Genomic DNA, 8,404 nt, shown 5'->3' with positions numbered 1-8,404 from the left:
GGTTACCTGATACATTTGTGCCATGGTCTCTTCTATAGCGACTTCAGAGTTTCTAAGCATTTCATCGAGTTTGGCTTTTTGCTCAGCCAGCTTCCATTTGGCGTCCGTAAACTTCTTATTGCCCTCATAATAGTGGGTTTTAATGGCTTCCATTTGCTTGTCGGTAAGGCTGATCTCTGTTTTGTACTTCATGATATTGTCAATATCAAAAAGCTCTGTGGTGAGTGCGTCTTGTGCCTGGCTAATAAAACCAAAGGCAAATAAAAAGAGGAGAAGGGTGTACTTTTTCATGGTGTGTGTTTTATTCATCAAATTCTTGGATCAATACATCAGTAGAGGCTTCCCAGCTAAAAAGAGAAGCGTTCTCTTCCATTAATTGATCTGTAGTTTCTGTTTGTGTTAAATCTAAATTCAGCGTTATTTCCTCGCTTACAGTGTCTTGACCAGATATGGAATCACTTTGTCTTAGTATTCCGATCAAACCTCCAAGAACCAATACAGCTGCAGCTGCATGATACCATTTAAAGGAGATCGTTTTACTATTTGACATAATATCATCCACATCCGGAGCAGGAAAATCAATTTGATCTCGATTTCGCTCTGCAGTGAATAAGTCCCTTAATTCTTGATCTTTATTCATGATCGAATCGGTTTTAAGTATTGCTTTAAGGCTTCTTTACCACGGCTGTATAATGTCCAGGACTTCAGCAATGGCCGCTAGAGTCAAATCGTGATAAAAAGCCAGCAACAAGACTTGTTTTTGACGCTCTGGCAATTGATCTAGAATAGGCCTTAGGTTTGGCGTTTCCGCTAAGGGATCTATAGCTGTGGTCAATTGTACAGTTTCTAAAGCTTGAAATTTTCGCTGATTTTTAAAATGATCTAAGGCTGTAAAACGAATGACGGAAAACAACCAAGTCTTAAAACTGGATTGTTCATTGTAGCGCGCTTTATTCTCTAAAATTTTCAAATACGTCATTTGTAATACATCCTGAGCAGAATCTGGCTGGTGCTTACACAATTGAAGTGCCCAATAATATGCAGCTTCATGATGTTCGCGAATTAATGATTCCAGTTGATTCTTTTTCATCGGTTATCCCTTAGTCTTAAAAATGGGGCGCGTATATGACACAGCGTAGAAGTTTTTTAAAGATACGCGCTATATCTGCGATTTCCGAAGGTATTTAAGGGATTAGGAGGGAATACTCAAAATACTCTATTTTACATAATATAAATTATAGTGCAATTATTGCAAATAATGCATAGCTCGCTATTTGGCATAATATCAGATATAACTTCGCTCTAGCGAATTATATCGGCAGATATTATCTCAAAGTTATTTACGGTGGATTTTAGCCTGTAACAAGTTTACTGAATAATCATCCTTATCTTTAAATACTAAAACCAAACAATCCAACCATGAGCAAATCACCAATCAAATTCGCCTTTGCATTTTTAATTCTGTCTGCATCCTTAATCAGCTGCAAGCAAAACAAATCCGAAGATACTACACCAACAGATTCAGGAACTGCAACTGAGCAGTATTCAACAACCAATGTTTTAAAGGAGTCTCTAACTTTTTACGCATCTTTTGATACGTCCATTGATGCTGATTTTGCTTTGGGAGATGCCCGCTTGTATACGGTGCCTAACCGTCAAGCCAGAGATTCTGCTCGCGTTGGTTTGCACAAGCCTGATATTCGTCGTGAAGACGGTCAAGGAAAATTTGGTGCCGGATTGGTCTTTACCGAGCGTAGCCCAGGATACATCTACTATCCCAGCGAAAAAAACATCACTTACAATACTACCAATTGGGCGGCTACCGTCTCATTTTGGCTCAAATTAGACCCAGTAACCGACTTAGAACCCGGCTATTGTGACCCTATTCAGATCACGGATTCTGGCTATAACGATGCAGGTATTTGGGTAGATTTTACCAAGGAAAACCCCAGAGACTTTAGATTGGGAGTCATTGGAGATCGAGAAGTTTGGAATCCGAATCCAGAAGGTCCAGACAATGAGAATCCTATTTTTAATGCCCGTTTGATCGCTGTGGAAAACCCTCCCTTTTCCAGTGATTCATGGACGCATATTGTGATTGCCTTTTCTGGCTTAAATACACCTGGCGGAGAGGCTTCCCTCTACATGAATGGGCAATTTAAAGGCAGTAACCCCTTGCCTATTGCCCCTTTTACTTGGGATTATTCCTTATCAAATATTTATTTAGGCCTTGGATACATTGGCCAAATGGATGAACTCTCTATTTACAGTCGTATGCTCAATGCAGAAGAAGTTGCGGCTTTATACGGACTTGAAAACGGCGTGAGTTCTATTTTGGACTAAACCCAACAACAAACATCAACTGATACAACTAAACACACCAACCATGCGAAAAACAACACTTTTAATCTTGCTGTTTCCTGTACTATTGCTGGCTCAAGAAGCCAATGATTACTTCTCTTCCATGAAATACAGAAACATAGGCCCCTATCGCGGTGGCCGTTCTGTTAGTGCCTCTGGAGTTGTGGGAGACCCCCTAACCTATTTTATGGGAACTACTGGAGGAGGTCTTTGGAAAACTCAGGATGCAGGCCAGCACTGGGAAAACATTAGCGATGGATTTTTTAAAACGGGAACAGTTGGTGCTGTAGCTGTTTCAGAAAGCAATCCAAATATTGTGTATGTGGGCATGGGTGAACACGCAATTCGCGGAGTAATGTCTTCTTATGGTGATGGAGTCTATAAATCCACAGACGGTGGTGAGACCTGGGAGCATTTGGGTTTGAAAGAAACAGAACAGATCTCTCGTATCGTCATTCATCCGACGAATCCAGATATAGTCTATGTCGCAGCACAAGGTAAATACACAGCTCCTACTGAGGGCCGTGGCGTTTACAAATCCGTAGATGGTGGAAAAACCTGGAAGAAGACTTTGTATTCCAACCCATACGGAGGAGCTTCTGAACTGTCTATGGACATGAACAATCCGGATGTTTTGTATGCGGCCCTTTGGCATCATCAGCGCACGCCTTGGAAGGTTATTAGCGGTGGCGATGGCAGTGGACTATACAAGTCTACCGATGCAGGAGAAACTTGGAATAAACTGGAAACAGGCTTGCCCAAGGAGCTGGGTAAAATGGCCATTGCGGTTTGCAGAAGCAATAGCGACAAGGTCTACGCGCTCATAGAAAGCGATAGTCAAACGGAGCAAAGTGGGCTTTACGTCTCTAATAACGCAGGTAAAAGCTGGTATCAAGTAAGCGGAGACAACCGCCTCACTCAGCGCGCTTGGTATTATACTGAGGTTTTTGCCGATCCTTTGAATGATCAAACTGTTTATGTGTTGAGTGCTCCTGCGCTGCGTTCAAAAGACGGAGGAAAGTCTTGGGAAAGACTTTACGGAACTCATGGCGATTACCACGATCTCTGGATCAATCCCAATAACTCTAAGAATATGGTCATTGCCAACGACGGCGGCGCAGCCATCTCGTTCAACTTTGGTCAATCTTGGTCCACACAAAGCATTATGCCTACTGCGCAGTTCTATCGCATCAATGTGGACAATATGGAACCCTACAATATTTACGGAGGACAACAGGACAATACTTCTGTACGTATTGCTAGTGCTAATTTACAAGGATGGTCCATCTCAGAGTCTGATTGGACTTGGTCTGCTGGCGGAGAAAGCGCTTTTCTGGCCTTTGATAAGGACAATCCAAAGGTAGTAGTCGGTGGAAGTTATTTGGGGACCATTGAAGCTTTAGATATGGAAACTAAAGTAAGCACCAAGATCATGGCCGCACCTTTACAGTATTTGGGTAAAGCTGCTCGTGATATGAAGTACCTCTACAATTGGAATGCTCCTATTATTTGGTCTCAACACGAGCCTAACACTATTTATCACGGTGCTCAATTGGTATTAAAGTCTACGGATCTCGGAAAGACTTGGACTCATTTTTCTCCGGATTTGACCCGTGATCTGGATGAGAAACAAGGTAAAGGTGGTGGCCCTTACACCGTTGAAGCCGTAGGAGCTGAGAATTACGGAACCATAAGTTATTTGGTGGAATCGCCACACCAACAAGGAGTATTCTACTCTGGAAGTGATGACGGCTTGGTACACATCACCAAAGACAACGGAAAGTCTTGGCAAAACATCACTCCTAAAAACCTCGGTGAAACCCTCATCAACGCTATAGAAGTATCCCCTCATGATCCTGCGGTGGTTTATATAGCTACTACTAAATACAAATTTGGAGACTACACCCCTGCCCTTTTTAAAAGTAATAATTACGGAAAGACTTGGAAGGCTATTAACAATGGAATCCCCTATGGAGCCTACACCCGAGTGGTTCGCGAGGACCAAACAAAAAAAGGCTTGCTATATGCGGGAACAGAACTGGGAATCTATATTTCTTTTGACGATGGTGCCAACTGGGAATCTTTTCAGCGCAACTTGCCTGTGACCCCTATTTTAGATTTAAAAGTGCATAGAAACGATTTGGTTGTAGCCACTTCTGGGCGTTCCTTTTGGATTTTAGACAACCTCTCGCTCTTATCAGCATATGATCCTGAGATAAAAGAATTAAAAGTATTCAAGCCAGAGGCATTGACCTATGGATTCTGGGGAAGCCGAATGAGTGGGAATATTGATGGCTTTGATGGGACACAAGGTTTTGAGGGAGTAAATCCAGCCAATGGAGTGGTACTTTATTATCATTTGCCTGAGGTTGATGCAGATAAGGTCGTTGAATTGGTGGTTACCAATAGTGAAGGTAAAGTGATTAATACCTATACCTCTGAAGCAGATGACAGTTATGTGCCTCATAATGGTGGCGGGGCTCCCCCTGCTCCACGCTTATCTAAAAGGAAAGGTTTGAATTGTTTGGAATATGCAACACCCAATAGTTCCTGGCGTTCCTGGCGTTTATATTGAGGCCAGTTTTAACGGTCACCGCGCAGTTCCTGGAGACTATACCTTCACTTTAAAGTACAACGGTCAAACGACTTCTGCCGAGGGGAATATATCCCCAAATACGAATTTTAATATCAGTGCTCAGGAATACCAGCAATACGACGCCATCATGAGCGATATGGAAGCTAAGGCTACTGAGATGCATACAAGAGTAAATATGCTTACCAAAGCTTCTAAAGACATTCAAGCGGCTGTTTCACAGCTTAAGAAAGAAGGAAACAATGCTAGTTTGGTTGCTGACGGGGAAGCGCTATTGTCTGCGATCAAAGCATGGGATGAGCAAATGATCCAACGCAGATCTCAGGCCTACGATGATGTTGAGAATTTTGAGAACAAATTCACAGCAGAATACCTTTTCCTTATGAATCAAACCAACAGCAGGCTGCCTAAAGTCACACAAGCATCCGTAGACTTAAAGGCGGAAATGGATCAGCGTTGGATAGGTTTAAAAAAGACTGCAGATGATCTGATCAACAATCAGGTTCCCGCTTATAACAAAAAGTTGTGGGATGCAGGAATTGGAGCTATCAATATGGACTAGCCGTTCCAATAGCGAATGGCAAACAATAAAAAAACCCGCTTTTTATTCGAAGCGGGTTTTTGTTGGTCTAATTTAAAACGATTAATCCTCAGATCCGCGTCCTGGCGTATAAGGCGCACCAGCATCGAGGAGTTTTTGCTCCAGTACTTTAATGTTGGTGTTGTAAATACGTTCCATTTTAGCTTTGATCTGCTGAATTTGCTCTTTGGCTATTGCATAGCTATCCCGATGCGTTTTAGTTGGAGTCGCCGTAGAATAGGCTTGTTCCCATCCAATGGTACCCAAACGGTTTGCCGGTGATGGCGGTTGGTCCATATCTAAACGACGCTTGACTGGATCTCCGTAAAGTGCTAATTGAACTTCCTCAAGGGATGCTTCAATAGCTTTAACATCAGACATTAAAGCACCTAGTGGCATATCAGCCTTTTTTATGGCCTCTTTGATGTAGCGTAACTTGTTTCTGGATTCAGACATGAGACGTTGTGTGATGCCCATATCGGCTTCTAATTTGGCAACCTCTTGTTGGAAAGCGACCTTCTCTGCTCGGTCCGCTGCCGGCATGGTAACATTATCCAATGCTTTCACTTCAAATCCAACAGGGTCTACTAAAAGGCGCATATCATCCCCTTCCAACAAATGCATTTCTACCGTGTACATGCCCGGCGCTACTAAAGTACCTTCATCTTCTCCGGCAAACGGATTGTAAAAAGAAGAACTACTTAGATCAATAGGTCCGTTTGGAGTAAAACGCAAATTCCAATGAAACCGCTGAATTCCCTCACTGACGGATTTAAATTCTCTTTTGATGACTGTACCGTTGGCATCCTTAATGACAAAGACAAGTTCTGGTTTCTCCTCATCGTTTTCAGCCTTGAGATCATCGTAACTCGGATATGGCGTATCTTTTCCATCAGCCGTGAGCTCCTTGTCTTGCTTTTGTCGTTTGCTTTTAAGGGACTTAAAGCTATCTCCGTAATAGTAGGTGATCATGGCTTCAGGACCTAAATTCTCTGCAGTATAAAAATTGTCTCCTTGGAACGATTTCCCAGGCAATCCCAAAGGACTACTCTGTTCCCACATTAAAGCCGTTCTTATTGGGTAGATCATGGCAGTTTCTGTCGGCGTTTCATTTTCTACCGTTCTTAAAACAGAATAGTCATCCATCACATAAAAACCGCGCCCAAAAGTTCCTAGGATCAAATCATCCTCACGTTCTTGAATGGCAATATCTCTAACAGCTATGGTAGGAAGTCCGTTGCTGAGTTGCTTCCAATGTTGTCCTTTATCCGGAGAAAAGAAAACCCCAAACTCGGTTCCTACAAAAAGTAATTCACCGTCTTTGTGATCTTCTTCAATGGCGTATACGCTACCGCGTTCTGGTAAGTTGGAGGCTATTGGCTTCCAGCTGGTACCTTTATCTTCGGACTTAAAAATATACGGCTTAAAATCTCCAAATTTATGATGATTAAAAGCAGCGTAGATCACGTTTTCATCATGACGAGAGAGGTACACACTGTTCACGTAAGACTGTTGTGGCGCACCAGGAATACTGCTTATTTTACGCCAGTTTTGACCGCCATCTTCTGAAATATAAACCAAGCCGTCATCTGTTCCTGCTGCGAGTAAATTAGGATTTCGGGCTGATTCTGAAAAGGCAACGATACTCCCATAAGGCGATGTGGAGCCGTTCTTAGCTACCGCATCAATACTCACTACACGGCCGTATACTTTGAGCGTGTTTCGATCAATTTGTTGCGAAAGATCATCACTGATCACTTCCCAAGAATTTCCATAATCGTCAGAGCGGAAAACCTTATTTGCAGAAAAATAAAGTCTACCGGGAACATGGCGTGAGACCACCAAAGGTGCATCCCAGTTGAAACGGTATGCGTCCTCACCTGCTCTGGCTTTTGGTTTTATCCCCACGATCTCGCCGCTTTTCTTGTCAAAACGAACCAGTCCACCATATTGTGATTGTGCGTAAACGATATTAGGGTCATTCGGGTCAATCTGAGATTCAAACCCGTCTCCACCGTTGGTGATGAACCATTCAGAGTTTCGGATCCCGTGATTGGTCAATACACGAGCAGGGCCTCCCAAACTAAAGTTATCCTGAGTTCCTCCGTAGATGTTGTAAAACGGATAGTCATTATCTACCGCTACTTTGTAAAACTGAGTTACCGGTAAATTCTTTTTAAAATCCCAAGTTTTTGCTCCGTCAAAGGTCTCATAGATACCTCCGTCACAACCCACTATAAAGTGTTTGTTGTTGTGCGGATTGATCCACATACAATGGTTGTCCACGTGTTTAGTGTCTTCACCCACAAGATCAAAACTGCGTCCACCATCTCTGGTGACAGCCATCCAAGTGTCCATGGAATACACCGTGTTTTCATCTACAGGATCTGCGATGATCTCTTGATAGTAATTGCCGCTGGTTACGTGTCCGCTGCGCTTTTCCCAACTCGCCCCGCGGTTGGTAGAGGCGTAAAATCCTCCTTTGCCATTGGCCGCTTCTACAATGGCATAGATGATCTCTGGATTTGCAGGAGATATGGCCAGACCAATACGTCCGAGTTCTTCTCCTGGTAGGCCTTTATTGATCTTTGTCCAAGTCTTACCTCCATCCACACTCTTGTGCATTGCAGAACCTGGCCCGCCGCCCACATAGGTGTACACATGGCGGCGTCTTTGAAATGTGGAAGCATACAGCACGTTTGGATCCCGTGGATCCATCACCACATCATTGACTCCCGTGTGTTGATCTACCTCAATTATAGACGTCCAGGTTTTACCTCCATCTTCTGTTTTATACAATCCGCGTTCTCCTCCACTACTCCATAAAGGACCAATAGAGGCTACATAGCCCACATCGGAATTGTCCGGGT

Annotated in this window: 7 protein-coding genes; 3 read left to right on the top strand and 4 right to left on the bottom strand. The window is 43.2% G+C overall.

The genetic code is table 11. The features are described 5' to 3' along the window. The 3 genes from HRT75_RS13410 to HRT75_RS13400 form a co-directional block, all read right to left on the bottom strand. A partial coding sequence (locus tag HRT75_RS13410; RefSeq protein ID WP_291187717.1) for a hypothetical protein occupies positions 1 to 291 on the bottom strand: 291 nt, incomplete at its 3' end. A gap of 10 nt (positions 292 to 301) precedes the next feature. Next, on the bottom strand, positions 302 to 640 hold the full coding sequence (locus tag HRT75_RS13405; RefSeq protein ID WP_291187714.1) for a hypothetical protein: 339 nt from the start codon (positions 638 to 640) through the stop codon (positions 302 to 304). A 36-nt stretch (positions 641 to 676) separates the two neighbouring features. Next, a complete protein-coding gene (locus HRT75_RS13400) occupies positions 677 to 1,090 on the bottom strand; it encodes a sigma-70 family RNA polymerase sigma factor (RefSeq protein ID WP_291187711.1) in 414 nt (137 codons plus the stop codon). Between the two features lie 329 nt (positions 1,091 to 1,419). Here HRT75_RS13400 and HRT75_RS13395 point away from each other — a divergent pair, with 329 nt between their 5' ends. From HRT75_RS13395 to HRT75_RS14790, 3 genes are read left to right on the top strand one after another with little or no spacing between them, the layout of a single operon-like run. Further along, entirely contained in the window at positions 1,420 to 2,343 is a 924-nt protein-coding gene (locus HRT75_RS13395) for a LamG-like jellyroll fold domain-containing protein (protein ID WP_291187708.1), read from the top strand. A gap of 43 nt (positions 2,344 to 2,386) precedes the next feature. Beyond that, positions 2,387 to 4,936 (top strand): glycosyl hydrolase, encoded by a 2,550-nt coding sequence (locus HRT75_RS13390; protein ID WP_366665079.1) that lies wholly within the window; start codon positions 2,387 to 2,389, stop codon positions 4,934 to 4,936. After that, entirely contained in the window at positions 4,893 to 5,516 is a 624-nt protein-coding gene (locus HRT75_RS14790; RefSeq protein WP_366665078.1) for a hypothetical protein, read from the top strand. The genes HRT75_RS13390 and HRT75_RS14790 overlap by 44 nt, the downstream gene beginning before the upstream one ends. A gap of 81 nt (positions 5,517 to 5,597) precedes the next feature. Here HRT75_RS14790 and HRT75_RS13385 read toward each other — a convergent pair. Beyond that, on the bottom strand, positions 5,598 to 8,404 hold a 2,807-nt coding region (locus tag HRT75_RS13385), incomplete at its 5' end, for a glycosyl hydrolase (RefSeq protein WP_291187705.1).

The organism is Gilvibacter sp., from assembly GCF_013214815.1.
GTDB lineage: Bacteria > Bacteroidota > Bacteroidia > Flavobacteriales > Flavobacteriaceae > Gilvibacter.
The sequence above is the reverse complement of the archived record's forward strand: the minus strand, read 5'-3'. Positions and strand labels throughout refer to the sequence as shown.

What these genes read in the sequence shown, in the direction of transcription:
- HRT75_RS13405 (WP_291187714.1), bottom strand. Translation starts at nt 640, where the DNA reads ATGAATAAAGATCAAGAATTAAGGGACTTATTCACTGCAGAGCGAAAT.
- HRT75_RS13400 (WP_291187711.1), bottom strand. Translation starts at nt 1,090, where the DNA reads ATGAAAAAGAATCAACTGGAATCATTAATTCGCGAACATCATGAAGCT.
- HRT75_RS13395 (WP_291187708.1), top strand. Translation starts at nt 1,420, where the DNA reads ATGAGCAAATCACCAATCAAATTCGCCTTTGCATTTTTAATTCTGTCT.
- HRT75_RS13390 (WP_366665079.1), top strand. Translation starts at nt 2,387, where the DNA reads ATGCGAAAAACAACACTTTTAATCTTGCTGTTTCCTGTACTATTGCTG.
- HRT75_RS14790 (WP_366665078.1), top strand. Translation starts at nt 4,893, where the DNA reads ATGCAACACCCAATAGTTCCTGGCGTTCCTGGCGTTTATATTGAGGCC.